Below are 23,710 nucleotides of genomic sequence, written 5' to 3'. Positions count from 1 at the left end.
TAAATGTCTTTTTACTTTTCTAACTTAATTTTACAATTCGCGAAATAAAAAAACCTTTACCCTATACTTGAAGTTAGGATAAAAGCTTTTTATTTTCGGTCAATCATCACTTCAGAAAACCAATCATCGAAAAATGATCACCCATTCGCAATCAGTTTGATTCACTTAAGGAATCTTTTAAGGAGATTGCTTCTCCGTTACGTTTCCGCGCGCTTAATTCCCCAATCGCTGTGAATAACAGATCACTAGAAGAGTTCAAAGCTGTTTCTACCGAATCTTGGATCACACCGATAATAAATCCTATCCCTACAACTTGCATCGCAATCTCATTCGAAATACCAAACAAGCTGCAAGCCAAAGGAATCAATAGCAACGAACCTCCCGCAACGCCTGAAGCTCCACAAGCAGCAATGGCTGCCAACAGACTAAGGATCAATTTTGAAGCAAAGGACGCTTCGATCCCTAATGTTTGTACCGTCGTCAATGTCATCACGGTAATCGTTACAGCAGCGCCCCCCATATTAATGGTCGCTCCCAACGGAATCGAGATCGCATAGGATTCCTTCGTTAATTTCAATCGTTCGGCTAACATCATATTGATAGGAATGTTGGCTGCTGAACTACGTGTAAAGAAGGCGGGAACCGCACTTTCTTTTAAGCAAAAGAAAATCAATGGATAGGGATTTTCTTTGATAAATAAGAAAGTCAGAAGCGGATAAACAACTAAAGCGACAAATAACATGGTTCCTACTAATACCAGAACTAGTTGAAGATATTCTGCTAAGCCAGACAACCCTGTCGTTGAGATCGATTGATAAACTAATCCTAGGATACCGATCGGTGCAAACGCAATGATCAGCTGCACTACGTGTGACAAGGCTACAGAAACTTGATCCACGACTTCTTTAGTTGTTTCCGTACGACTACGCAAAGCCAGCCCTAACAAGACGGCCCAGAACAAAACGCCTAAATAATTTGATTCAATGATTGCTTGGATCGGGTTTTGTGTCACGTTAGTCAACATCGTAGATAAGACACTGCCGATATTTTGTGGCGCCTTTTCAGAGACCTGTTCTTGCAAAGTGATTGGGATCGTAAAAATCGAACTAACGACTACTGCAACTAACGCAGAGAGGAACGTTCCACCTAAGTATAAAAATAAAATAGGTTTGACATAGGTTTCATTCCCAACTTTATGTTTTGCAATCGAAGCTGCCGTCAGAAAAAATACCAAGAGAGGAGCAATGGCTTTTAAGCAACTGACAAATACAGTCCCCAATATGGTGATAAACGTCCATGAGGGTAAAAAAATACCAACTATAATACCAACTATGATACCGCAACTAATTCGTTGAACTAAAGACATATCCAAAAACTTATCTAACAAATAATCACCCCTATATAGTTTAACCATCATTTTAACATCTCTAAAATAGAAATAAAAGATAAACTTTCTAAAAATTCAAACTATTAAAGAGGATCGGACAGAAGCGTTTAAATCCGAGAAATAAGAAGGAGTTGCTTCTGCTCCCACCGTTTATTCGTTTTTAAAGAATAAGACAAAAGTGTTTCTTACTTTTTTCCCACGTTCGTGGGGAACAAATTAACGAAATGATGATTTATTGATTTGAAATAAAGAATAGATTAGATTCTAGGCGGAATTCATCAGTAGTCTTGTTCTTGTAGACTTTCAATAAATCCATTTTTTGAATGATTTTTTCTGTTACTGAAACACTACGGGTACAAAGGGCATTTTTAATTTTGTGTTATTTCATTATTACTCATCTCTCATTACAACAACATTGTACTGTCAAAAAAATCCTCATTTATGATACGGAGCCCCCGTATTGATCCGAAAGGCACGATAGATTTGTTCGACGAGTATTAGTCGCATCAGTTGGTGTGGATAAGTCATTTTGCCAAAGGAGATTTGGGTGTTGCTTCTTTTCATGACTGCCTCGCTTAGGCCTAATGAACCACCGATGACAAAAACAAGGTGGCTTTTTCCTTGGATGCCTAATTGATTGATTTGCTTGGCAAATGCTTCACTAGTGGGATTTTTCCCTTCAATAGCTAAGGCATAGACATATTCTTGTTCTTTTATTTTACTTAAGATCCGCTCCCCTTCTTTTTCCTTCACTTGGCGCATCTGGGCATCACTTAGATTTTCTGGTGCTTTTTCATCGGGTACTTCGATTAATTCGATTTTGGCATATGCCTGTAATCTTTTAACATATTCCTGAATTCCTTGGATCAGGTACTTTTCTTTCAATTTCCCGACTGAAATTATTTTGATATTCACATTCTCGTACTCCTCTATTTGATTTCTTCTTCCATTATAATAGAATTTCGTTCCGGATAGGACATGGAATGACGGATTTATTTTTACAAAGATTCCCACATAGTTATACACAACATCCACAGGTTTATCCACAGAAAGAGAGGTGTTTGTGGCTTATTTTATAAGTATTTCTTAAGCAAACATATATTTCTCACAGATTTATCCACTTTATCCACATATTGTGGATAAAAAACACTCTTGTTTTTCCTCAGTTTATCCCGTGTTTTTTACACATATCTTGTGGAAAAGTATTTTTTTATTTTTTTCATCTGAAATCAATGATTTTTCCTAAGCTTTTTCATAAAAAGTTCATAGTCTCAAAGTAGACTAAATTTAACAAATAGGTCTATACTTAAATAAAAGAAAATAATAATTGGAGGCAGGCCACATGGATAGAAAAGATGTGACATCAAAAATGAAAAAGAAAAATAATGGTCTTTGGCGCAAACTTGGACTAGGTTTAGTCGGTGGTGTGATTGGAGGATTATTAACAGCGGGTATTTTTTATGCTGCATTAGGAAATGGTCACTCCAATACGAGTGCTGGGGGTAACCAGAATTCGTCAGGTGAAACTGTTGTAGAAAATGTCAAAGTGAATGTAGATTCAGATATTACTAGTGCTGTAGATAAAGTACAAGATGCGGTAGTTTCCGTTATCAACTTGCAAAGTCAAAATCAATCGAACGATTTTGGCAAACTATTTGGGCAACAGCAGCAAAGTACTGAAGATAGTGATCTAGAGGCTTCTAGTGAAGGGAGTGGCGTTATCTACAAAAAAGAGGGCAACACTTCATATATCGTAACAAATAACCACGTAGTTGATGGGCAACAAGGATTAGAAGTTTTGCTCAAAGATGGGACAAAAGTCAAAGCAGAATTAGTTGGAACTGATGCTTATTCTGATTTAGCTGTATTGAAGATCCAATCAGATAAAGTGGATAAAGTTGCTTCTTTTGGCGACTCTAGTGCTTTAAAAGTTGGTGAACCTGCAATTGCAATTGGTTCTCCTTTAGGTTCCGAATATGCCAATTCAGTGACATCAGGTATCGTTTCTTCTTTGAACCGACAAGTGACAAGTACAAATGAATCCAACGAAACTGTAAATATCAATGCAATCCAAACAGATGCTGCAATCAATCCTGGTAACTCAGGTGGTCCACTGATCAACATTGAAGGACAAGTGATTGGGATCAACTCAAGTAAAATCGCTACTACTTCTGAATCTTCATCTGGCGTAAGTGTTGAAGGTATGGGCTTTGCAATCCCAAGTAATGATGTAGTCAATATCATCAACCAACTTGAAAAAGATGGTAAAGTGACACGTCCTGCATTAGGAATTACGATGTACGATTTATCTTATGTTTCAACGCAGCAAAAAGAACAAGTCTTGAAGATTCCTTCTTTAGTCACAAATGGTGTAATCGTGGCAAGTGTCCAACCAGCAACACCTGCTGAAAAAGCTGGTTTGAAACAATATGATGTAATTACTAAAATCGACGACACGGAAGTTTCATCTGGTGTTGAGTTGCAATCAGCTCTTTATAAGAAAAAAGTTGGTGACACAGTAAAAATCACTTATTACCAAGAAAAAGATGAAAAAACTGCTACAGTTGAATTGACGATCGATCAATCTGCATTAAAACAAAACCAATCATCGAATTCAGGAAACTGATTCCATTAACTATAGAAACTATCGTCTTCCCCAAAGCGAAAAACCTCCCAAAGAAATCATCATTTTCTTGGGAGGTTTTTCCATGTCAATTTTATTTTTTTATATTAAACACTGCGGGTCTTTAAGAAATCTTCCCCTATCACTGCATCTGCTGGCAATACCAATATGCCCTTCTTTTCTGGAGCATTTGGCAACTGCAATTCTTTCGCAGAACAGATCATGCCAAAACTTTCTACCCCACGTAAATTACCTGGCCAAATCATCATTCCATCAGGCATCATCGCACCTGGTTTCGCTACAACAACTTTTTGTCCAGCTTCGATATTTGGTGCTCCACAAACGATTTGTAATGTTTCACTATCGCTTACTTGTGTTTCCGTGATTGATAAATGATCTGAGTCAGGATGTGGGACACAAGTTTCAACATAGCCGACAACGATTTTAGGCTCATTGTCTTTAACGAGTGTTTCCGTGAAGCCTGCTTCTTTTATCAATCGGTTCAATTCGGCTAATTGTTCTTTCGTTACTTCAACTTGTCCGTTTCCTTCAATAACGAGGTGGTCAGAGAGATGGAAAAAATTCCAAGCAACGATTTGTCCTGATTCATCCTTTACCTGTGCGACATTTCCTTTGCGGATAACGCTATTTTCCGTTCCTTTATCATCGGCTATGATCACCATCAAAGTATCACCGACATGTGCTTTATTGTAAGCAAAAATCATGTTTTTTCCTCCAGTATCATTTGCTGTCACTTATCTTAACAAAAATTGTTGATCGATGCATGAGATTTTTTTCATCCAAAAAATAAGCCCTTTTTGCCATACTTTATAGCATTTTTCTGATTCCAAAAAAATAAAGGGGTATGACAAAATCCTTGTCACACTCTCTTTTGCGGATAAATGGCGTTTCAGAAGTAGCCTTTTCGAGAAATCAGCCAAAATCCCACAAACATTGCAGAAACATTTTTTGGAATTTCCTTCTTATTTCTTGAATCTAGCCACTTCTGTCCCGGCCTCTTAAAATTCAGATAAACAATGCGTTAACACGCTTTTTGCATGTTCTTATTCTTTTGCTACTTCTTCTTCATCTGACACGATCAAGACGTCACAAGGTGCTCGACGAATGACATAGCTTGCCACACTTCCGGTCATAAAGCGTTCAACTGCATTGAGACCTGATTGTCCTACCATGATCAAATCGATTTTATATTTTTTAGGTAAATTGATTGCCATTGTTTCTCTGACCGAACCGTAGGCAATGATTCCTTCGATATCTTGATAATCAACGGTTTTCCCGTAAGCTTTGCAGTCTTCAATCATTTGTTTTGCTGCTTCTGTTTGTTGATCCACTACTGTTTGATCGATTGGGGCATAGCCCATAAAATTATAAAATTGTTGATCGATCACATTCACTACGTATACAGTACCTCGATTTCTTCGAGCAACTTCGACCGCTTTTTTAAACGCTAAAAGTGCTTGTTCACTACCATCGATACCGACTAAAATATTTTGATATTCTTGTTCCATCTTGATCCCTCCTAGCAGATGTTAACCCTCAATCACACGATTTAAGAAATCCTCGACTTCTTGTTTTGTTTTTCTGTCTTTGTTTACCAGACGGCCTAATTCTTTTCCGTCTTGGATGACAACAAAACTTGGAATTCCAAAAATGCTCCACTCAGCGGCTACATCTATGTATTTGTCACGATCAACTTCAATAAAATTCCATCCAGAAAAATCATTTTCGATCTCTGGCATCTGCGGTTTGATAAAGCGACAATCACCACACCAATCTGCAGTAAAGAAAAAGATATTATTTCCTTTTTCTACATAACTAGCTAATTCTTCTAAACCCTCAGGAATAATCATCTGTTTACCTCTTTTCTTTTTCTTACATCTAGATTATACACCTTTATCCAAAACTGACCAACCCAAAGCCTAAATTGTAAAAAATGTGTCCCGCTCCTACAAAAATAGCCTTAACGATCCTAAAAACATAAAAAGCTATGTTCGGATTGTTAAGGCTTATTTTCTAAGAGATATGGAATAGACTCGGTATGTTTGAGCGTGGGACAAAAGTAAGAAACAATTTTGTCTCATACTTTAAGGTTCCCTAGAGTATCGTTAAAAATAAATATTTCAGCAATACGCTACTTTCCATTTCTCTTATATTTTATTTTCCATATACGATTGTATCAACAGTTGATTTGTCTAACCCTTTTAATGTTTGGATCAGCATTTCTCTGGCTGCCTCAAAATCACGGATGCTGAACATCGTTTGATGTGTATGGATATAACGTCCTACAACACCGATCACTGTACTTGGGATTCCTTCATTTTGAGTATGTGCCGCACCTGCGTCAGTTCCGCCTTTTGAAACAAAGTATTGATAAGGAATGTGATTCGTTTCAGCAACATCTAATAAATACTCACGTAGACGAGGTAACATGATCAAACCTGGATCTTGAATACGCATCAATGTCCCTTCCCCTAAATGACCAAAAGTGCCATTCTTTGTTCTTGTATCGTCCGCTGCTGAACAATCAACTGCAAAGAAAAGATCTGGTTTGAATTTGTTGACAGAAACTTTAGAGCCACGTAAGCCCACTTCTTCCTGTACATTTGCTCCAGCGATCAAAGTATGCCCTAATGTTTCATTTTGCAATGCTTCCAAAGCTTCTAAGACCATTGTACAGCCGTAACGATTATCCCAAGATTTACTGATGATATTTTTTCCATTGGCTGTTTTGACTGTTTCTGCATAAGGAACGATCGTATCACCAGGTAATACGCCAAAGCTCATTGCTTCTTCACGTGACTCAAAGCCGGCATCGAATAAAATATCTGTGACTTCAACTGCTTTTTGGCCACTTGTACCGCGTAATAAATGTGGTGGTACAGAGGAAGAAATACATGGATAATTTTTTCCTGATGACGTTTTTAACGTAAAACGTTGGGCAGAAACGACGTAAGGATTCCATCCGCCTAAAGGTACGACTTTAAATAAGCCATTTTCTTGGATCTGGGTCAACATGAAGCCAACTTCATCCATATGTGCCGCAACCATTACGCGCGGAGCATCCGCATCATCATGGTGACGTAAACCAAAGATCCCACCTAGCCCGTCTTGTTGTAATTCATCCACTAAAGGCTCCATGTGCGCGCCCATATACTCCCGGATGTCTTGCTCAAAACCACTTGTTCCTTGAAGTTCTGTTAGTTCTTTGATACGTTGAAATGTTTTTTCGTCCATATAAAGTTCGTCTAAAATTCAGACTATGCTCCTCTCAAACTTATTGTTGATTGACGCAAACCTTAGCGCTTTTAGCCAATCACTTGGATTTATTATAACTTATTTTCACAAGTAGTGGTTATTTATTTCAAAGAAAAACCCATAGTATGGTAGAATAAACACAAAGAAGCTATTGGATATAAAAGGAGGTAAGACGTATGTATGAAGAAAGCGAACTAAGCTATTTTAAAGGCGGTCTTGCTGTGGGAATCGGACTTGGATTGTTAAGCGGTGTTGCTTCAACTATTTGGTATCATCGAAAAAAGACCTTATCTGCGGATGAAGTCTTGCATCAAATTAAAGAACCATTTTTAAAAGAAGGCTCTATTGAAGGTTCCTGGATTTCCTTTGAAAAAGAACCTACTCGAAAATTTGCGATCCATTCGAAGGCATATCGAGGTGGTATATCACGAATCGAAGATGGTGAAGTTGTCTACTATGAATTCTTAGCAGATGCCTACACAGGTACTGTTTTAGATATTACACGAAAAAAAAGTGAATTTGCTTAACTGTATAGAATTGATTCCTTATCCCTTCTCTGAAAAAACATCTTCGTTTTTTCGTAGGGATTTCTTTATGAATTGCGCTAAAAAAGAAGTTAATTTTCTCTAGGAATACTAGTATTTACGAAAATGATACGGTATTCTTAAAAGGAAAATGTGTTTTCGATGATTTAAGGAGAGTGAAAAATGGAACAACAAGAAAAAATTGCTGTTCTAATTCCTTGTTACAATGAAGAAGCAACGATTTCGACTGTCATTGCAGACTTTAAACGAGAATTACCACAAGCAGATATTTATGTATATGACAATAATTCGACAGACAACACGTATGATCTAGCTCTACAGTGTGGTGCAATCGTTAAAAAAGAGCCTCGCCAAGGAAAAGGAAATGTGATTCGGCAAATGTTTTTTGATATTGAAGCAGATTATTATCTAATGGTCGATGGTGATGATACCTATCCAGCAGAAGCGGCCCATGAGTTACTCGATCAACTTCGTTCAGGCAGAGCGGATATGGTCATTGGTGACCGACTCTCAAACGGGACGTATTTTGATGAAAACAAGCGTCCTTTCCATGATTTCGGTAATAATCTAGTTAAAAATACGATCACGCAATTATATAAAACGAAAATACGCGATGTCATGACTGGCTATCGTGGATTTAATCGGATTTTTGTCAAAAGCTTTCCTATCATGAGTTCTGGTTTCCAAATCGAAACGGAACTAACGATCCATGCATTAGATAAAAAATTCAAGTTAGTAGAAATCCCTATTGATTATCGCGATCGTCCAGAAGGAAGTGAATCAAAGTTAAATACTTTTTCCGATGGCTTTAAAGTGATCATGATGATCATCAAAATGTGCAAAGATTACAAACCGCTGATGTTCTTTGGGATCTGGACACTTTTCTTCTTTTTATTTGGTCTATTCACTGGCGTACCAGTTCTTCGTGAATATATGTTGACCCACTTCATCACACGGGTACCTTCGGCTATTTTAAGTACTGGATTGATGATACTGGCTTTACTTTCACTAGTTACCGGGCTGATTTTAGACACCGTAGTAACAAACGCAAAAAAAGAATACGAATTGAATCTTTATCATGTTTATCATGAATATCGAAAAGAATTGATGGACAGAAAGACTCAGAAATAAGTGTTCACTTATAAGAAGAAAGTCAAAAAAACCAAAATTACTTCTTACGTTTTTTGGTTTTTTTGGCTTTTTTTAGTGGAACTACGTACATCGATTATTCGAAAAGAGGGTGAGCCAAAAGTAAGAAACACTTTTGGCTCACTCTTTAAAAACGAATAAACGGTGGGAGCAGAAGCAACTCCTTCTTGAATAAGCCGAAATTAACAAAAATTTGAAAAGCAATTTTCGTTAATTTCTTCTTATTTATTGGAGTTGAACACTTCTGTCTTGGCCTCTTCTGATTTTCGTATTCTTCTATTTGCTGTGCTTTTACTTAGCCGTCCGAATCGTCACAAATTTTACCTCAATATATTCTTCGACACCATAAGTTCCATTCTCACGACCGAATCCGGAATGTTTGACCCCACCAAAAGGCGTAGCAGAGTTAGATATCGCTGTATCATTTACTCCCACCATCCCATATTGCAGTTGATTGCTGACATGATCGACTGTGTGGATATTGGTCGAGAAGAAGTAAGAAGCCAGGCCAAAAATCGTATCATTGGCATCCTTGATCACTTGATCTTCCTCTTCAAATGTAATCAATGGAATGACCGGTCCAAACGTTTCTTCATAAAAGATTGCCATTTCTTTTGTTACACCATCTAAAACAGTTGGTTCAAAGAAAAAGCCGTTCGCGTACTCGCCTTCTGTCAAGCGCTTTCCACCACAAAGGATCTGTGCCCCTTTATCAACTGCATCCTTCAGCTGTTCTTCGATCTTCTCGATTCCTTCTTCATTGATCAGCGGACCTGTTGTTGGGTCGTCTAACCCATTACCTACAGATACACCTTTCATCTTTTCCATGATAAGATCTGTTGCTTTTTGTTTGATCTCTTTATGGATAAAGATTCGATTAGGTGACGTACACACTTGTCCATTGTTGATAAATTTAGTTTTGATCAACATCTCTGTCGCTAATTCTAAATCCGCATCAGGGAAAATAATAAATGGAGCATGCCCGCCAAGTTCCATTGAAACTTTTTTCAGTGTCGGAGCCGCTTGTTCATTCAAGATTTGCCCCACTTCGGTTGAACCTGTAAAAGTGATTTTTTGAATGTCATCAGATTCTGATAAGATCTTACCAATCGTTGAAGAATCCCCCATTACGATATTGACGACTCCTTCAGGAAATCCAGCTTGATCAAATAGTTCCATTAGCGCTAGTGCTGAAAGCGGTGTCGCTTTTGCGGGTTTTAAAATCACCGTACACCCCGCTGCGATTGCTGGCGATATCTTCCGAATAATCATATTAGAAGGAAAGTTCCAAGGAGTAATTGCTCCTACTACTCCGACTGGTTGTTTCCGGGCTTGCCATTGATTAGTAGTTGGTGAAGGAACGATGTCCCCTAAAATACGCTGTCCTTCCGCCGCATTCCACCGAAGATTCTCCACATTCGTTTGGATTTCCGCTGCTGCTTGACTTAGCGGTTTTCCTTGTTCCATCGTCATGATTTTTGCCAATCGTTCACTATCATTTTCTACTAGATCTGCCATTTTATTCATTAATTTTGCTCGTTCTGCAGGAGAAGTTTGTGACCAGCCTTCGAACGCTTTATTAGCCGCCTGAATTGCCTCTTTCGTTTCTTTTTCTCCACCCTTTTGAACAGTGGCTAATATCTCCCCAGTTGCAGGATTCTTAACCTCAAAAGTACCTTCCGATCCCTCCAGCCATTTGCCGTTGATATAAAGATGAGTTTCGACTTGTGGTAAATCTATTTTTGCCATGTGTCAGTTTCCTCCTTCTTATTCGGTACAATCCCACCCTAACACGGAGAAAAGCAAAGCTCAAAACATATGCATAAAGGTTGTGAAAAGAGCGTTTTGACCTGAGCAATAAGGAGGAAAATCTCGAAATAGTTCCTCATATTTTGAGATTTTTTGACTTATTGCCGAAGGTCAGCTCTTTGAACACCGTGGATAAGGTTGCGAAAGAAGCGCCCAGCTCCGAGCAAATAAGAACTAGATTTTTAAAATAGCTTCTCATATTTTGAAAATCTAGGCCTTATTGTTGAGGAGTTGCTTCTTGAACACCCTAAATTAGGTTGTGAAAAGCCCGTTCAGCTCCGCTGACAATAAGAATGAATTTTTCGAAACAGCTCTCCATGTTTTGAAAAATCCAGACTTATTTCAAGGAGTTGGGCTTTGAACACCGTGGATTAGGTTGTGAAAAGGCTGTTCTGCATCAAGCAATAAGAATGAACAGAGAAAAACAGCTTTTCATGTGTGAAATGTTCCATAGATGATTTTCTAGTTGGCAAAAAAGCTTTCTTCGACTTTCCTATTAATGGATTCAAGAGATGCATAGTACAAAATTTCGCTACTCCAAAACTATTATATTTTACACACTTTACTAAATAGACACTCAAAATATTATATGATAGTAAAATATTTTTATTTTGGAGTGAACATTTATGAACAACGAAAGATACCAACAATTGAAACAAGCCGAATTAGGTGCTATCATCAGCATTTTGGCTTATGTTATCGTATCGATCCTAAAACTTTCTATCGGAAATATCGCAGATTCTGAAGCTTTAAGAGCAGATGGATTGAATAATTTTACAGATATCCTTGCATCGATTGCTGTATTGATCGGCCTCCGGATTTCTCGGAAGCCTGCAGATAATGAACACCGTTACGGTCACTGGAAAGCAGAGAATATTGCCAGCCTAGTGACTTCCTTTATCATGTTGCTGGTAGGGATTGAGGTCCTGTATTCGTCCATTCGTTCTTTCATGGACAAGGAGACGGGGAGTCCCGATATTACTGCTGCGATCGTGGGGATTTTTTCCGCTATCCTTATGTACATCGTCTATTACTTCAACAAAAAGTTAGCCGAAAAAGTTAAAAGTCCTGGGCTTCTGGCTGCAGCAAAAGATAACCGAAGCGATGCCTGGACAAGTATTGGTACAGCAATTGCTGTTTTTGCTGCATCTTTTCAGTTGGGTTGGTTAGACACACTAGCAGCAATGGTTGTCGGACTACTGATTTTAAAAACGGCTGTTGATATTTTTAGGGAAAGTTCGTTTTCATTATCCGACGGTTTCGATCAAGCTGAACTTGTTCGTTACAAAGAAACAATTGAAAAAATTCCGGAAGTAAGACAAGTGAAAGATATTCGAGGACGAAACTATGGTTCAAATATCTATGTTGACATCACAGTCTTGATGGATTCTGATCTAACAGTAAAAGAAAGCCATACTGTTTCTGATATTATTGAACATCGTTTATTCGAAAAATTTCAAGTCCACGAAACGGATGTCCACGTAGAGCCATTTATTGAGAAATAAAGGAACAATGATTTCAAAAACTGATGACTCACCTGAGAAAAGATGGAAAATAAAGTGGGAAAAAGCGAGGTTGGGACAGAAGTGTTTAACTCCGAGAAATAAGAAGAAATTAACGAAAATTGTTTTTCAAATTTTTGTGAATTTCGGCTTATTTCCGAAGGAGTTGCTTCTGCTCCCACCGTTTATTCGTTTTTAAAGAATGAGACAAAAGTGTTTCTTACTTTTGTCCCACGCTCGCTTTTTCCCTAGCTACTCTTACTAATCTCCTCACTTATTTTTTAAGTTGAAAAGCATTGCACATAATGAGGCGGATTTTTTTATTGATGGGGATAAACAAGTTCATTTGGGCGTACTGCACGATAAAGCGCAAATGCGCCGTCTAAATTTTGAACATGGAAACCAGCTTGTTTTAAGATACGTTCAGCTAAATAACTTCGTAGTCCACTATGGCAACTTACGATATATTCTTGGTTCTTCTCTAACTCGCTCAAGCGACAACGTAACTCGTGCAAAGGAATATTTGTAGCATGCGGAAATGCGCCATTGGCTAATTCACCTTCATTTCGCACATCCAATAATACTTTTCCATTGGCCAAAGCTTCAGGTAACTCATGCCATTGGATCGGCTCACTTAATCCTTCCGCAACATTCATAGCTGCATAACCTAACATGTTCACCGGATCTTTTGCTGAACCAAAGGGTGGCGCATAAGTCAATTCCAATTCCGGTAAATCAAAGATGGTTAACTTTCCTTTGATTGCAGTAGCCAGAACATCTACTCTTTTATCCACGCCTTTTTCACCAATTCCTTGTGCTCCGTAGATTTCACCAGTTTTTGGATCAAAGATCAATTTCAAAAGAAGATCAGATGCGTCTGGATAATAACTTGCATGATCCTTTCCTGAGACATGGATAACTGAATAAGAGAGACCTGCTTGTTTAGCTGCTCGTTCATTCAATCCTGTAGAAGCTGCAGTCAGATCAAATACGCGTAAAATCGCTGTACCGACACTTCCTTGGTTCTTTCGTGCAGTGCCAGCGATATTATCTGCTACTTGACGTCCTTGACGATTGGCTGGGGAGGCCAACGAAATTAACGCGTCTTCACCTGTGATTTGTTGTTTGACGATGATTGCATCGCCTACTGCATAAATAGCAGGATCACTCGTTTGATAATATTCATCAACGAGAATACCGCCTTTGATTCCAGTTTCTAGACCGGCTTGTTTTGCCAATGTACTGTCAGGAGCTACTCCTACAGATAAAATCGTCAGTTCGGAAGGAATAGCAGTACCATCTGCTAAACGCAATAACTGGCCTTCCTCTTCAAAAGCGATGACCGCTTGATTGGTTTTGACTGTTACACCTTTTTCTTCTAATTCTGCATGAACGAATGCAGCCATTTCCTCATCTAAGGTCGGCAAAATATGTGGTGCACTCTCCACAACTGTTACTTCAAGTCCTCGTCTGGTCAAATTTTCTGCCATCTCAAGCCCAATAAATCCTGCACCGACAACTACTGCTTGTTTTGGTTGGGTATCAAGGACGTGCATTGTCTTATCAATGTCTGGTACATTTCTAACGGTGAAGACGTTTTTCGCTTCTGACAGACCAGCAATAGGTGGTACAAACGGTTTTGCGCCTGGAGAAAGCAACAGCACGTCATATGATTCCATTGTCCGTATTCCATCATGCTGTACTTCGACTTTTTTCTCATCCGTTAGAAATAGCTGTGACCTCATGATTTGGACGGACATCAAGTTGAAAACGAGCAGCTAACGTCTCAGGAGTTTGGACTAAAAGTTTTTCACGTTCGTCGATTTCCCCCGAAACATAATAGGGCAGTCCACAATTGGCAAATGAAACAAATGGCCCTTTTTCAAAAACGACGATTTCTGCATCTTCTTTCAAGCGGCGTAATCTAGTTGCTGCAGACATTCCTCCTGCTACACCACCAATAATCACTACTTTCATTTACTTACCTCCTATTGTTTTATCCAACCATTGATTCATGCCACCACGTACATTGATCGCCTGATAGCCCATTTTGTTCAATTCTTTCGTTGCCTGCTTGCTTCGCATACCTGACTGACAGATCACATAAACAGGTTTTTCCTGATCACCTTTAAAACTAGTGATTCTTTGCAATGGTACATTCTTAGCTTGTCGAATATGCCCACCCCGGTATTCATTTGGCGTTCTCACATCGATCAATTGAATAGAACTTGTTAGTTTTCCTTTTAATTCAGCAATTGTAATAGATTGTATCGTTTGAAACAACATCATTTTTATGCCACCTCGTTTAATTTTTTAAAATACCTCACGGGGTATATTCAACACGATATGCTGATATTTGTCAACTATTCGATTCCTAAATTTAAAAATCAACTTATTTATTTACAAACTATACCTATATAGGGTATTATCCAAATAGAACAACAAGGAGGATTCAAGATGGAAATCGATAACAAAAACATTATGAATCGTTTAAAGCGCACGGAAGGTCAAATACGCGGAATTCAAAAAATGATCGACGAAGATAAAGAATGTATGGATGTTATTACGCAGTTGAGCGCCGTTCGTTCCAGTATTGATCGTGTCATGGGAATGATCGTTGCCGAAAATCTCAAGGATTGTTTGGAACACCCTGAGAATAGTCCAGAGGAACAAGCAAAAAAAATGGAACAAGCAATCAATATGATCATCAAAAAGTAAGGAGCGAAACAATGAAAGTTGTCTTTCACATCGACGAAACAGCAAAGTGGCTCGAAACGAAGCAAAACGTCAAAAATCTACTGAAAGCAGCACCGAAAACAGAGATCATCGTTACTGTTAACGGTCACGGAATAACAGGCTATCTTGATAACCAGAATGCGGATTTCCTCGCATTACCAGATGTAACATTCCATGCTTGTGCTAACGCTTTACGTGCGAATGAAATCAGCGAAAAAGCATTACCTGAACAAGTGGTCATCGTACCAGCGGGTGTTTTAGATCTGATTGAATTACAAGAAAAAGGCTTTGCTTATATCAAACCATAATGAAACAAAAATAGAATATGGGACAAATCTAAAAATCAGTTTTGCTACAGACTCTCGGATAAACGGCATTCAAAAGTCAGGCTTTTCGGAAATTTAAAAAAAACGAGCAATACAAAAAGCGTATTGTTCGTTTTTTTCTCCAATTTCTCAAATCGAAATGACTTTTGTCTCGACCTCTGTTTTTAATCATCGACTGATTTTAATAATTTCCGGTAGGTACCTATATAAAGCACAAATGATTGTGCCAAACAATAAGTGATCACACCAAATATCCAGTTGACCCATCTACCAGTGAGGTCAGGAAAGAGTAACCAAATGGCCATTCCTGCATAGATGACCGCGGTCGCTAATTTTCCATACCATTTTGCACCATCTAATTTGACATGATATCTGAGACCAATGATTCCAGCCAGTAACATAAAGCTTTCTTTGACAATGAATAGACCTAATACGAGCCAAATCAGTGGACGTTGCCATGCCATGGACAGAATCAAAAACAATTGAGTCAATTTATCAGCCACAGGATCAAGGATTTTTCCTAATTCCGTGATTTGATTGAAACGGCGAGCAATAAAACCATCTAAAAAATCAGTAAGACCTGAAATAGCGATGATCACGCCAGCTAAATAAAAAGAATGTTGCGCGACAAGATAAAGATAAAAAGGTAATAACACAACACGAAAAAGAGATAATAGGTTGGGGATCGTTCGTATTTCTTTACGCCAATTGGATAGTTGCTTCATCTTTTACAGCCCCTTAAATAGACTTTAGTCTATTCTAACCTAACAAAATAGATGTGCCAATTTTTACCTTGCCGCTGAATATCCCTATTTTACGTTTGTCGCTGATTTTTCTGTCGTTCACGCGCTTCTTTAGCTAATTGTTTGTGGGCTTTTTTCGAGCCACGCTCGATATCTCTCTGCCATTTTCTCGTTTTGAAATCTGTAAATAGACTGTCCAGATCATAATTTTCTGGGTACAATTCTTCTGCGCGCCTTTTTAGAGTCACACGGAAACGTGGGACTTCGATTTTTTCACTGTCCAAGTAAAAGATCAATGTGTCTTCTCCTTGATCTTCAAAAATCAGACCTTCTTTTTGATGGATGGTCGAGAATACTCGATCCCCTTTTGAAAATCGTTCCAATTTTTCTTTCACGTTTTCCTTCTGGACGAGCGTTTGGAATGCTTTTTTCTTTGTTTGATAGGCCTTATTGTGGATATAATGTTGTGCTTGTTGAATAAGCTCTGGAGACATCTCCATTTTTTTGGCGATCCACAGCGCTTGGCTTTCGCCAGTTTCACCAACTCGAAGAAGATACTTCGGCTGCAATTTTTCTCGGTCAAATGCCATAGCCGCAGGAATAAAGTCTTCATGGTCTTTGGCAAACTTTTTGATTTCCCCATAATGCGTAGTTGCAACAACCAAAGCGCCTTTTTCATACATTGCTTCCATGATAGCCACCGCCAAAGCTGCCCCTTCATTTGGCTCTGTCCCACTACCGATCTCATCTAGTAAAACCAGCGTATTCCTTTTGATTTTACCTAAAATCGCTGCAATATTGTGCATATGACCAGAGAACGTACTCAAGGCATTTTCAATATTCTGTTGATCGCCGATATCGACAAAAACACCATCAAAGACCGCTAACTCTGTGCCTTCATCTGCTGGTACTTGCAACCCGAACATTGCCATGAGGGTAAGTAGTCCCACAGTTTTCAAAACGACTGTTTTTCCACCGGCATTCGCGCCAGTGATCACTAACCCACGGTAATCTTTCCCCAATTCAAAATCCAATGGGACAGCCTTTCCTGTCAGCAAAGGGTGTCTTCCCTGTTTAATGTTGATATATTCCGATTTATTGACGATAGGAGTGACACCTTTGATTTCCCGACTATACTTTGCTCGAGCAAAAAGAATATCTAAACGTGTGACAGTCTCAATGATCAAATCAATTGCATATTCTTTCTCAGCCAATGCGCCAGTCAAAGCTGCCAACACTTGGTACTCTTCTGCAATTTCTTCTGCTTTTAGCAGTTGGTAGTGCCCACTTGCTTTTTCGACAGCTGTCGGTTCAATAAATACAGTTGTTCCTTTGTTGGATTGCTCTATGATACTTCCAGGTATCTTGTTTTTGTAACTTGCCTTGATTGGGATCGTATAATGATCTCCTTTTTGAACAATCATCGTTTCTTGGATCATTTCTTTATTCGCGGGATGCCGCAAAAATTTCAACAAGCGATCTTGGATTTCCTTTTCTGTCACTTGCAACTGTTTTCGTACCTTTCGCAACTGTCGCGAAGCATCATCACTTACCTTTTGATTCTTGATTTGTTGATAGATCAACTCTTCGATTTCAACTAGGTTGGGCATATTTTTGCTATACGCATACAATAGCGGTGTCTGATAGCAATTTTTTTCAAAGAATTTCGTAATCAACCGACTACTTCTTAAAAAATCAGCATACTCGATCAATTCTGAGGGCGTCAAAACCAAGCCTTTTTTCACTTGGGCTGTTAATGCATCGATCCTCGTCAATCCCATGAATGGAACATGCTGATTACTTTCTAAGATGAGGCGTGCTTCTTTCGTTTCTGTTTGTCGGGTTCGAACAGTTTGCAGAGTTGTTTGGATGGTCATTTCATCGATTCGTTCTTTACTGTGATTCCCGATAGCTCGTTTTTTGACTTCGTTTTTAATTTCTTCGAATTGTAATTTATTGAGTGTATCTTTCATATTCTCTCCTTTATTGAAGAGATACCTGTCCCAAATAAATAAGACCTAGTGATAAAATAAAAGAACAGGACATCCACTTAAATAAGACATGTCCCGTCCTTGTTGAATACAAACTATTGGTTTTGACAGGTATCATCTATACGCACGCCAAATAGGCTTCTTGCTTTATTGGCTATTCAACTGACTACGTTAGATACTTGCTACACTCATCAAAATACCTCATTCATCTAGGTTTTATTTATTTTCACCCCAACTATATCAACTTTGATTTTACCTGTCAACTAATACAAGAAATCGCTTTTACTAAACAAAGAAATTTGTTCGCTCAACTAACAAAATTGTTACCTGTTTCGCTTTTCTTTATTTGTCATTTAATAGATAATATGATTTGTCAAATTAAGCTAGAATAAAATGCTTCTTGTACATAGCTCAAAAATATTTCGATTGGTGTTCTGTAATTCAATGATTTTCTTGGAATATGATTACGTTGATTGCTGACACTGGAAATAAATGTCTGATTCACTTCTCTAAAATCCATTGATTTCGGCAGTCCATTACGACGCAGAATCCCGTTAGAATTCTCGTTTAATGGGCGTTGAGAAGGTGTTCCAGGGTCCGCAAAATATATATCAACATCATGTTGGTTACTAATGGCTTTCCAGTTAGAAAATTCTTTTCCACAGTCAAACGTAATAGATTTAAAGAAGTTTTTAGGGAAGCGAGAAAACCATTGATTAAGGGCAGTTTCAATATCTAATGCCTTACGGCCGTTGGGTTTAATCGTAATAATGACTTTAGATAATCTTTCAACTAAAGTAATGACGGCACTTTTATGATGAATGCCAACGATCGTATCACCTTCAAGGTGACCAAACTCAGAATTGAAATCAGGATAATTATCAGGTCGATCATGGATTGAGCGCTGATACTGTTGTTTTCCCCGTTTTTCCTGATGGCCATTGGGTTTTCTTTTACCTTTCATCGGTAGTGTGTCAATATCAAATATTCCTTTAGAAAATAAACGATAAAGTGTTCTCATACCGCATGAAACAGGCCTTCCTTTTCGCCCGATAATGACGTCAGGCGTCCAACCAAGAGTGACTTTCTCTTTAATGTAATCTACTTCATGAGCAGGTAATTGAATGACTTTTCTACCACATTTTTTCTTATTTTCTTTATACTGGTGCCAATAATCAAGAGCAGTCTTGCCTTGCTTGAACTTATTGACTACATTATAAATAGTTTGTATAGCACGTCCCATTCGGTTAGCGATTTCAACCGGCTTATTATGTTGAAGATAATATGATTCTATCATTGTCAGTTCGTCTATGGTAAGATGTTTGTAGGTCATTTATGGTTACACTCCTTTGTTTTCTTTCGTCGGAAATACAATTTGAGTGTACCATAAATGTCTTTTTATTTTTCTAACTTAATTTTACAATTCGCGTAATAAGAAAAAAACGAAAAGAGTGTGAATCAATGAAAAAAGTAATTGCTGTAATCGTCCTTTTGCTATTAGCCTTTGGTGGATATAAAGGGTATAAATATTATGAAGAAACCTATAAAAGTGAAACTGCCTACGCAAAAATACCGGAAACAGTTCCACCACTAAAAGATACACTGGATAATCAAGGGAAAAAAGTGGATAACTTAAAGTCTTATGACTATCAATTGACCTTTGTCACTGAGAGTGGTCAAAAAATCGATATGTCCTACGCCGTTTCTTCTGAAAAACCACAGCCTTTAGAACCAAACTCTTACATCACGGCTGAAGTAAGTAAAAAACGAATAACAAAGGGACCATCTGCGATTGAAGAATCAAAAATCCCTAAAGATGTCTTGAATAAATTAACAAATAACTGATTTCTCAAATCAAATCTTTTTGAATCAAGCAAAAGAGCAAATGATCAGAACCGCTTCGTCGGCACCTGATTATTTGCTCTTATTTTACTAAACTTTTTTATGAGGACTGACTTTTGGACGTCGTTTATTTGAGAGAGGCTGGCACAGAAGTGTTTAACTCCGAGAAATAAGAAGAAATGAACGAAAATTGCTTTTCAAATTTTTGTGAATTTCGGCTTATTTCCGAAGGAGTTACTTCTGTTCCCGCCGTTTATTCGAGAGTCTGTAGCAAACCTGATTTTTAGATTTGTCCCACATTCAAACGTCTTAGACCATCAACATGTATACTCCCACTGCTACAATAGCGCCAACCATTGGTCCAACTACTGGCACCCAAGAATAGGCCCAGTCTGAAGTTCCTTTGTTTCCGATCGGCAATACTGCATGAGCAATACGTGGACCAAGGTCACGTGCTGGATTGATCGCATATCCGGTAGGTCCGCCTAATGAAAGACCGATAGCCAAGATCAATCCACCGACAGCAAATACATTTGTACCATCTGCAAAAGCATTTTGTCCAAACGCAAGTAGCCCTAAAACTAAGACAAATGTGCCAATCAATTCAGTAATAAAGTTGGCTGGATAATTACGAATAGCTGGACCAGTTGCAAATGTACCTAAAATAGCATCTTGATCTTTTGTTACGCCCCAATGTGGTAGATATGCTAACCAAACAAGAATCGCCCCAACAAAAGCTCCTAACATTTGTGCAATAATAAATGGGATCACGAGGTTCCAACCGATTGCTCCTGTCATTGCCATAGCTAAAGATACTGCTGGATTCAAATGTGCTGGTCCCATAAATCCAGAAATATAGACACCCATCGTTACAGCCATGCCCCAACCAAATGCAATGACGATCCAACCTGAAGCTTGCGCTTTACTCTTGTTTAAGTTGACTGCCGCACAAACACCATCACCTAGTAAAATCAAAATCATCGTCCCAATAAATTCACCCATGATCTGGGTCATCTCTGCATTCATTTATTTCTCCTCCTTTAGGTCACGTAAATCCGACTCAGCAATCAATTCTTCTAAACGACTTTCTTGACGTTTTTTCTCTTCTGGTGACCAAGCAAAGTATGTGGCGATTGCATCAATGATTGGTTGTTTGATTGCATCCAATTGATCTCTTTCAAACAATAGATGGTTCGTTCGACGAATCAAATAATCACCTGGTGCCAAGACCATTTCTTCTTCTAATCCGTAATGTAAGCGAGCAGATTCTGCCAAACTTAACCCTGGATATGGTGTCATATCTTTTGCAAGTGCGTAGATTTTCTTCGCATTCGTGCCATAGAAGTCCGCAATATAACTAGCGTCTTCCTCCGCTAATCCTGCTTCAACACCGATTTTTGTTAATTCTTCGACTGTTTCTTCTAATTTAGTTGGGTCAAAATCTCCACCTGACACTGGATAATACTTCGAATCGATTTCTTTGGCTGTCACACCATATTCGTCTTTTAACAATTGACGGATCAATTTCAATGCCCCTTCTGCCATCTTACGATAGTCGGTGATCTTCCCACCAGAAAGCGTCACTAATCCGTCTGGTTCTCGTTCCAAAGAACTTCCTCGGGAAACCGTTGATGGTGCTTTTTCGTCGCGACTGTTTTCCAAGTGATTCAATACATCTTCGACTTCTACACGTGTTACTTTGTTTTCTTTATATTCTGTGACTGTATCGATTACTTTCCCAAAGCTTTTATCTGAAATCGAACCATTGTCACCGCCATTATAGTCTGAACCAGAATTTCCAATCAATAAAGGACGTAAGCCTGCCCAGCTTGCCTCAACATCTTGTAACGTGATATTCGCCTCTGGATAACGATGGTTGACAACTTCCAACAAATAATCCACATCTTCCTGTGTCACTTTAGGATCGGTATAGTCTCCTTGATAATCTGTATCAGTTGTGCCAAAATAGGTTTTATTTTCTCTAGGGATTGCAAAGACCATCCGGCCATCTTGTTTTCCTGTATCAAAATAAGTTGGTTGTGGCACTGGTAGTTTTTTGGCATCTACCACTAAATGGATTCCTTTTGTAGGACGCATTTTAGGCGAAACTGCTCGTTTGAAATTCAAGTTGCGGATCTTATCTACCCATGGACCGCTTGTATTGATCACTATTTTTGCTTTGATTTCTACTACTTCGTCTGTTAATAGATCTCGCGCTTTGACGCCTACGATCTGATCATTGTCATATAAAAAGCCAACCGCTTTCATTTTACTTACCAGATAAGCGCCATCTTCTGCTGCTTTCTTGATATTTTCGATGACTAAACGGGAATCGTTGTTGCGAAAGTCCAAGTATACACCTGCACCCTTTAGACCTTCTTTTTTCAAGAAAGGTTCACGTTCTAAGACTTCTTCGGGAGTCAATGTGTAGTTCTCATATTTGGTACCGGTCACATTTGCTAGCTTGTCATAAAGATCCATTGCGACTTTGACTGAAAACATATTGAATGTCGTCGCTCCTTCATCTTCGTAGATAGGTAGTAGCATTGGATCAGGTTTTGGTATATGAGGTGCGATACTTTGTACAACAGCTCGCTCGCCTACTGTATCAGCAACTACTTCCACATCAAATGTTTTTAAGTAACGAATGCCTCCATGGACTAATTTCGTTGAACGTGAAGAAGTTCCTTCTGCAAAATCCTGCATTTCGATCAGACCGGTTTTGATTCCTGAAGCTGCTGCTTGGATGGCTACACCAGCACCAGTGATCCCACCGCCGATGATCAATAAATCTAATTCTTCTTGTTGCATTTTTTCAATATTTTCTTGTCTCGTTCCTCTTGAAAACATAACGTTCCCTCCCTTTACTCAAATGCTTGTGTAGCAGCGACTGCTTTTTTCCAGCCACTATATAGTTTTTCTCTTCGTTCTTCTGGCATTTCGACTTCAAACATTTTACCAGCTTCATAAAATTCTCTGATTTCATCTGTGTCTTTCCAGTAACCGACAGCCAAACCAGCAAGGAAAGCAGCACCTAATGCCGTAGTTTCCAAATTTTCCGCTCTTTGGATCGGTACATTCAAGATATCTGTCTGGAATTGCATCAAATATTCATTATTTGCTGCGCCGCCATCTACTTTCAGCACTGGGATTTTGATTCCTGTATCATCTTGCATCGTGTCAATGATATCTCTTACTTGATATGCGATTGACTGTAAGGTAGCTTTGATGATGTCTTCTTTTGTTGTGCCACGCGTCAAACCAAACATCGAACCTCTAGCAGATTGATCCCAATATGGAGCGCCTAGACCTACAAAAGCTGGGACAACGTAGACTTCATCGTCATTCGTGGAACGTTTCGCAGCTTCTTCCGAGTCACTCGCTTTTTGGAGCATTTGCAAGCCGTCACGCAACCATTGGATCGATGACCCAGCTACAAAAATACTCCCCTCAAGTGCATAGTAAACCTTGCCATTTATCCCATAACCAATCGTCGTCAATAAATTGTTTTTAGATAATTGCGGTTCTTCCCCTGTATTCATGACGATGAATGAACCAGTTCCATACGTATTTTTGACCATTCCTGGTTCAAATGCCATTTGCCCAAATAAAGCTGCTTGTTGGTCCCCTGCCATTCCAGAAATTGGCGCTTCACTGCCATAAAAGTGATAGCCTTGCGTGTAGCCGTAAACTTCAGAATTCGAAGTTGGTTTCGGTAACATCACTCGTGGGATATTTAATAGGTCAAGTATTTCTTGATCCCAATCAAGATCGTGGATAT

21 protein-coding genes and 2 pseudogenes are annotated in these 23,710 nt (G+C 38.7%); 8 read left to right on the top strand and 15 right to left on the bottom strand.

Translation table 11 applies throughout. The features are described 5' to 3' along the window. Positions 1–151: 151 nt before the first annotated feature. Both sstT and rlmH read right to left on the bottom strand, forming a co-directional pair. Entirely contained in the window at positions 152–1,417 is a 1,266-nt protein-coding gene (gene sstT, locus ED2_RS10925; RefSeq protein ID WP_002310939.1) for a serine/threonine transporter SstT, read from the bottom strand. A gap of 405 nt (positions 1,418–1,822) precedes the next feature. Further along, positions 1,823–2,302, bottom strand: a complete 480-nt coding sequence (rlmH, locus tag ED2_RS10920) for a 23S rRNA (pseudouridine(1915)-N(3))-methyltransferase RlmH (RefSeq protein ID WP_005875496.1) — start codon at positions 2,300–2,302, stop codon at positions 1,823–1,825. A 427-nt stretch (positions 2,303–2,729) separates the two neighbouring features. On the opposite strand from rlmH, the gene ED2_RS10915 reads away from it, so the two are divergent. Then, positions 2,730–4,013, top strand: a complete 1,284-nt coding sequence (locus ED2_RS10915; protein ID WP_005875495.1) for a S1C family serine protease — start codon at positions 2,730–2,732, stop codon at positions 4,011–4,013. Positions 4,014–4,117: 104 nt separating this feature from the next. Here ED2_RS10915 and ytpR read toward each other — a convergent pair whose 3' ends face one another. The 4 genes from ytpR to pepA all read right to left on the bottom strand — a co-directional run bounded on the left by ytpR (position 4,118) and on the right by pepA (position 7,265). Further along, a complete protein-coding gene (gene ytpR / locus ED2_RS10910; protein ID WP_016177293.1) occupies positions 4,118–4,735 on the bottom strand; it encodes a YtpR family tRNA-binding protein in 618 nt (205 codons plus the stop codon). Between the two features lie 339 nt (positions 4,736–5,074). Further along, complete coding sequence (locus ED2_RS10905) at positions 5,075–5,539, bottom strand: universal stress protein (protein ID WP_005875493.1); 465 nt, start codon at positions 5,537–5,539, stop codon at positions 5,075–5,077. 21 nt (positions 5,540–5,560) lie between these two features. Further along, positions 5,561–5,881 carry a thioredoxin family protein gene (locus ED2_RS10900; RefSeq protein WP_005875492.1) on the bottom strand — a complete coding sequence of 107 codons (321 nt, stop codon included), beginning with the start codon at positions 5,879–5,881 and terminating at the stop codon, positions 5,561–5,563. 304 nt (positions 5,882–6,185) lie between these two features. After that, positions 6,186–7,265, bottom strand: a complete 1,080-nt coding sequence (pepA, locus tag ED2_RS10895; protein WP_016177292.1) for a glutamyl aminopeptidase — start codon at positions 7,263–7,265, stop codon at positions 6,186–6,188. A 197-nt stretch (positions 7,266–7,462) separates the two neighbouring features. Between pepA and ED2_RS10890 the strand changes: the two genes are divergently transcribed. Continuing rightward, positions 7,463–7,813 carry a PepSY domain-containing protein gene (locus ED2_RS10890; protein WP_016177291.1) on the top strand — a complete coding sequence of 117 codons (351 nt, stop codon included), beginning with the start codon at positions 7,463–7,465 and terminating at the stop codon, positions 7,811–7,813. A 180-nt stretch (positions 7,814–7,993) separates the two neighbouring features. After that, positions 7,994–8,962: a glycosyltransferase family 2 protein gene (locus ED2_RS10885; protein ID WP_005875489.1), complete on the top strand. Its 969-nt coding sequence runs from the start codon at positions 7,994–7,996 to the stop codon at positions 8,960–8,962. Between the two features lie 309 nt (positions 8,963–9,271). Here ED2_RS10885 and ED2_RS10880 read toward each other — a convergent pair whose 3' ends face one another. Continuing rightward, positions 9,272–10,729 (bottom strand): NAD-dependent succinate-semialdehyde dehydrogenase, encoded by a 1,458-nt coding sequence (locus ED2_RS10880; RefSeq protein WP_016177290.1) that lies wholly within the window; start codon positions 10,727–10,729, stop codon positions 9,272–9,274. 686 nt (positions 10,730–11,415) lie between these two features. Here ED2_RS10880 and ED2_RS10875 point away from each other — a divergent pair. Then, positions 11,416–12,294 carry a cation diffusion facilitator family transporter gene (locus tag ED2_RS10875; RefSeq protein WP_005875487.1) on the top strand — a complete coding sequence of 293 codons (879 nt, stop codon included), beginning with the start codon at positions 11,416–11,418 and terminating at the stop codon, positions 12,292–12,294. A 317-nt stretch (positions 12,295–12,611) separates the two neighbouring features. Here ED2_RS10875 and ED2_RS10865 read toward each other — a convergent pair. Together ED2_RS10865 and ED2_RS10855 are read right to left on the bottom strand one after the other, a co-directional pair. Continuing rightward, positions 12,612–14,268 (bottom strand): annotated as a pseudogene (locus ED2_RS10865) (FAD-dependent oxidoreductase). Beyond that, positions 14,269–14,580: a rhodanese-like domain-containing protein gene (locus tag ED2_RS10855; RefSeq protein ID WP_005875481.1), complete on the bottom strand. Its 312-nt coding sequence runs from the start codon at positions 14,578–14,580 to the stop codon at positions 14,269–14,271. 168 nt (positions 14,581–14,748) lie between these two features. Between ED2_RS10855 and ED2_RS10850 the strand changes: the two genes are divergently transcribed. Beyond that, positions 14,749–15,009 (top strand): metal-sensitive transcriptional regulator, encoded by a 261-nt coding sequence (locus tag ED2_RS10850; protein WP_005875480.1) that lies wholly within the window; start codon positions 14,749–14,751, stop codon positions 15,007–15,009. Positions 15,010–15,020: 11 nt separating this feature from the next. Continuing rightward, complete coding sequence (locus ED2_RS10845) at positions 15,021–15,335, top strand: DsrE family protein (RefSeq protein ID WP_005875478.1); 315 nt, start codon at positions 15,021–15,023, stop codon at positions 15,333–15,335. Between the two features lie 182 nt (positions 15,336–15,517). On the opposite strand, the gene ED2_RS10840 is transcribed toward ED2_RS10845, so the two are convergent. The 3 genes from ED2_RS10840 to ED2_RS10830 form a co-directional block, all read right to left on the bottom strand. Beyond that, positions 15,518–16,078, bottom strand: coding sequence for a CDP-alcohol phosphatidyltransferase family protein (locus ED2_RS10840; RefSeq protein WP_060789797.1), 561 nt, complete (start codon positions 16,076–16,078; stop codon positions 15,518–15,520). An 89-nt stretch (positions 16,079–16,167) separates the two neighbouring features. Continuing rightward, positions 16,168–18,069: an endonuclease MutS2 gene (locus ED2_RS10835; protein WP_016177286.1), complete on the bottom strand. Its 1,902-nt coding sequence runs from the start codon at positions 18,067–18,069 to the stop codon at positions 16,168–16,170. Between the two features lie 391 nt (positions 18,070–18,460). After that, on the bottom strand, positions 18,461–19,420 hold the full coding sequence (locus ED2_RS10830; protein WP_016177285.1) for an IS30-like element IS6770 family transposase: 960 nt from the start codon (positions 19,418–19,420) through the stop codon (positions 18,461–18,463). Between the two features lie 128 nt (positions 19,421–19,548). Here ED2_RS10830 and ED2_RS10825 point away from each other — a divergent pair, with 128 nt between their 5' ends. Next, positions 19,549–19,932, top strand: a complete 384-nt coding sequence (locus ED2_RS10825; RefSeq protein WP_005875471.1) for a DUF1093 domain-containing protein — start codon at positions 19,549–19,551, stop codon at positions 19,930–19,932. Between the two features lie 138 nt (positions 19,933–20,070). Further along, positions 20,071–20,190, top strand: a pseudogene (locus ED2_RS16540) (DUF3788 family protein); the annotation flags it as partial. Positions 20,191–20,238: 48 nt separating this feature from the next. Here the strand turns inward: ED2_RS16540 and ED2_RS10820 are convergent. From ED2_RS10820 to ED2_RS10810, 3 genes are all read right to left on the bottom strand, one after another. After that, positions 20,239–20,955, bottom strand: a complete 717-nt coding sequence (locus ED2_RS10820; RefSeq protein ID WP_005875469.1) for an MIP/aquaporin family protein — start codon at positions 20,953–20,955, stop codon at positions 20,239–20,241. Further along, positions 20,956–22,779, bottom strand: a complete 1,824-nt coding sequence (glpO, locus tag ED2_RS10815) for a type 1 glycerol-3-phosphate oxidase (RefSeq protein ID WP_016177284.1) — start codon at positions 22,777–22,779, stop codon at positions 20,956–20,958. Between the two features lie 14 nt (positions 22,780–22,793). Beyond that, on the bottom strand, positions 22,794–23,710 hold a 917-nt coding region (locus ED2_RS10810), incomplete at its 5' end, for an FGGY-family carbohydrate kinase (RefSeq protein WP_255209477.1).

Origin of the sequence: Enterococcus durans NBRC 100479 = LMG 10746 (assembly GCF_001544215.1) — a bacterium.
GTDB lineage: Bacteria > Bacillota > Bacilli > Lactobacillales > Enterococcaceae > Enterococcus_B > Enterococcus_B durans.
The sequence above is the reverse complement of the archived record's forward strand: the minus strand, read 5'-3'. Positions and strand labels throughout refer to the sequence as shown.

Excerpts from the sequence above, each read along its gene's own strand:
- ED2_RS10880 (WP_016177290.1), bottom strand. The coding sequence starts at position 10,729 with ATGGCAAAAATAGATTTACCACAAGTCGAAACTCATCTTTATATCAAC.
- ED2_RS10900 (WP_005875492.1), bottom strand. The coding sequence starts at position 5,881 with ATGATTATTCCTGAGGGTTTAGAAGAATTAGCTAGTTATGTAGAAAAA.
- ED2_RS10825 (WP_005875471.1), top strand. The coding sequence starts at position 19,549 with ATGAAAAAAGTAATTGCTGTAATCGTCCTTTTGCTATTAGCCTTTGGT.
- pepA (WP_016177292.1), bottom strand. The coding sequence starts at position 7,265 with ATGGACGAAAAAACATTTCAACGTATCAAAGAACTAACAGAACTTCAA.
- ED2_RS10915 (WP_005875495.1), top strand. The coding sequence starts at position 2,730 with ATGGATAGAAAAGATGTGACATCAAAAATGAAAAAGAAAAATAATGGT.
- ED2_RS10845 (WP_005875478.1), top strand. The coding sequence starts at position 15,021 with ATGAAAGTTGTCTTTCACATCGACGAAACAGCAAAGTGGCTCGAAACG.
- ED2_RS10885 (WP_005875489.1), top strand. The coding sequence starts at position 7,994 with ATGGAACAACAAGAAAAAATTGCTGTTCTAATTCCTTGTTACAATGAA.
- ED2_RS10905 (WP_005875493.1), bottom strand. The coding sequence starts at position 5,539 with ATGGAACAAGAATATCAAAATATTTTAGTCGGTATCGATGGTAGTGAA.
- sstT (WP_002310939.1), bottom strand. The coding sequence starts at position 1,417 with ATGATGGTTAAACTATATAGGGGTGATTATTTGTTAGATAAGTTTTTG.
- ED2_RS10855 (WP_005875481.1), bottom strand. The coding sequence starts at position 14,580 with ATGATGTTGTTTCAAACGATACAATCTATTACAATTGCTGAATTAAAA.
- glpO (WP_016177284.1), bottom strand. The coding sequence starts at position 22,779 with ATGTTTTCAAGAGGAACGAGACAAGAAAATATTGAAAAAATGCAACAA.
- ED2_RS10820 (WP_005875469.1), bottom strand. The coding sequence starts at position 20,955 with ATGAATGCAGAGATGACCCAGATCATGGGTGAATTTATTGGGACGATG.
- ED2_RS10835 (WP_016177286.1), bottom strand. The coding sequence starts at position 18,069 with ATGAAAGATACACTCAATAAATTACAATTCGAAGAAATTAAAAACGAA.
- ED2_RS10840 (WP_060789797.1), bottom strand. The coding sequence starts at position 16,078 with ATGAAGCAACTATCCAATTGGCGTAAAGAAATACGAACGATCCCCAAC.
- ED2_RS10850 (WP_005875480.1), top strand. The coding sequence starts at position 14,749 with ATGGAAATCGATAACAAAAACATTATGAATCGTTTAAAGCGCACGGAA.
- ytpR (WP_016177293.1), bottom strand. The coding sequence starts at position 4,735 with ATGATTTTTGCTTACAATAAAGCACATGTCGGTGATACTTTGATGGTG.
- ED2_RS10830 (WP_016177285.1), bottom strand. The coding sequence starts at position 19,420 with ATGACCTACAAACATCTTACCATAGACGAACTGACAATGATAGAATCA.
- ED2_RS10890 (WP_016177291.1), top strand. The coding sequence starts at position 7,463 with ATGTATGAAGAAAGCGAACTAAGCTATTTTAAAGGCGGTCTTGCTGTG.
- ED2_RS10875 (WP_005875487.1), top strand. The coding sequence starts at position 11,416 with ATGAACAACGAAAGATACCAACAATTGAAACAAGCCGAATTAGGTGCT.